The sequence below is a fragment of the Sphingobacterium olei genome, from assembly GCF_005048855.1.
Lineage (GTDB): Bacteria > Bacteroidota > Bacteroidia > Sphingobacteriales > Sphingobacteriaceae > Sphingobacterium > Sphingobacterium olei.
Window position 1 is genome coordinate 1 of the sequence record NZ_SUME01000023.1, and the last position, 2,405, is coordinate 2,405.

A 2,405-nucleotide genomic window follows, 5' to 3' on the forward strand; every position below is an offset into this window, starting at 1 on the left:
CGATCCATTGACGCCTGTTGACTCGGATGATCCGAATACACCTGAGCCGAACGATCCGACGGATACGGATGTTGTACAGACACCATCCTTTACGGTAACAAAAGAGATCACGAGCGCAGGTCCTTACGACACTGTCGGTGATGTAATAACATATAATATAGTCGTAACAAACAACGGCAATGTGACGATCGACAACCTTGTGCTGACAGATAACAATGCTGTTATCCCTGCGGGCGAGGAGCAGATCGGTACGCTAGCACCTGCTGCAACGGCCACGATATCGGTAACGCATGTGGTTACACAGGCGGACCTTGATGCGGGGACTGTTTCCAACCAGGCTACGGTAACCGGTGACGGTCCGGATGGCGATCCATTGACGCCTGTTGATTCGGACGATCCGAACACACCTGAGCCGAACGATCCAACGGATACGGATGTGGTACAGACACCATCCTTTACGGTAACAAAAGAGATCACAAGCGCAGGTCCATACGACACTGTCGGTGATGTAATAACATATAATATAGTCGTATCCAATACGGGCAATGTGACGATCGACAATCTTATCCTTACAGATAACAATGCTGTTATCCCTGCAGGTGAGGAGAACATCGGTACGCTAGCACCTGCTGGTACAAGAACCATATCGGTAACGCATGTGGTTACACAGGCAGACCTAGATGCGGGCATGGTATCGAACCAGGCTACGGTAACCGGTGACGGTCCGGACGGCGATCCATTGACGCCTGTTGACTCGGATGATCCGAACACACCTGAGCCGAACGATCCGACGGATACGGATGTTGTACAGACACCATCCTTTACGGTAACAAAAGAGATCACAAGCGCAGGTCCATACGACACTGTCGGTGATGTAATAACATATGATATAGTCGTATCCAATACGGGCAATGTGACGATCGATAACCTGGTGCTTACAGATAACAATGCTGTTATCCCTGCAGGTGAGGAGAACATCGGTACGCTAGCACCTGCTGGTACAAAAACCATTACGGTAACGCATGTGGTTACACAGGCAGACCTAGATGCGGGCATGGTATCGAACCAGGCTACAGTAACCGGCGACGGTCCGGACGGCGATCCATTGACGCCTGTTGATTCGGACGATCCGAACACACCTGAGCCGAACGATCCAACGGATACGGATGTGGTACAGACACCATCCTTTACGGTAACAAAAGAGATCACAAGCGCAGGTCCATACGACACTGTCGGTGATGTAATAACATATAATATAGTCGTATCCAATACGGGCAATGTGACGATCGACAATCTTATCCTTACAGATAACAATGCTGTTATCCCTGCAGGTGAGGAGAACATCGGTACGCTAGCACCTGCTGGTACAAGAACCATATCGGTAACGCATGTGGTTACACAGGCAGACCTAGATGCGGGCAGTGTGAGCAACCAGGCTACGGTAAGTGGTGACGGTCCGGATGGCGATCCATTGACACCTGTTGACTCGGACGATCCGAACACGCCTGAGCCGAACGATCCGACGGATACGGATGTTGTACAGACACCATCCTTTACGGTAACAAAAGAGATCACGAGCGCAGGTCCATACGACACTGTCGGTGATGTAATAACATATAATATAGTCGTAACAAACAACGGCAATGTTACGATCGACAATCTTATCCTTACAGATAACAATGCTGTTATCCCTGCGGGTGAGGAGAACATCGGTACGCTAGCACCTGCTGGTACAAAAACCATTACGGTAACGCATGTGGTTACACAGGCGGACCTTGATGCGGGGACTGTTTCCAACCAGGCTACGGTAACCGGTGACGGTCCGGATGGCGATCCATTGACACCTGTTGACTCGGACGATCCGAACACGCCTGAGCCGAACGATCCGACGGATACGGATGTTGTACAGACACCATCCTTTACGGTAACAAAAGAGATCACGAGCGCAGGTCCATACGACACTGTCGGTGATGTAATAACATATAATATAGTCGTAACAAACAACGGCAATGTTACGATCGACAATCTTATCCTTACAGATAACAATGCTGTTATCCCTGCGGGTGAGGAGAACATCGGTACGCTAGCACCTGCTGGTACAAAAACCATTACGGTAACGCATGTGGTTACACAGGCGGACCTTGATGCGGGGACTGTTTCCAACCAGGCTACGGTAACCGGTGACGGTCCGGACGGCGATCCATTGACACCTGTTGATTCGGACGATCCGAACACACCTGAGCCGAACGATCCAACGGATACGGATGTTGTACAGGAAGGCGCACTGACCGTTATCAAAACAACGGACAGAACACAGACATACAATGCAGTTGGCGATGTGATCGAATACACGATCACGGTAACCAACAGTGGCAACGTGACGCTGACAGACATCAATGTATCGG

At 50.1% G+C, this 2,405-nt stretch carries 1 protein-coding gene; it reads left to right on the forward strand.

Annotated features, from left to right (window positions below):
- Window positions 1-2,405: beta strand repeat-containing protein (locus FAZ15_RS22370; protein WP_202912476.1), on the forward strand; the 2,405-nt coding region annotated here is incomplete at both ends.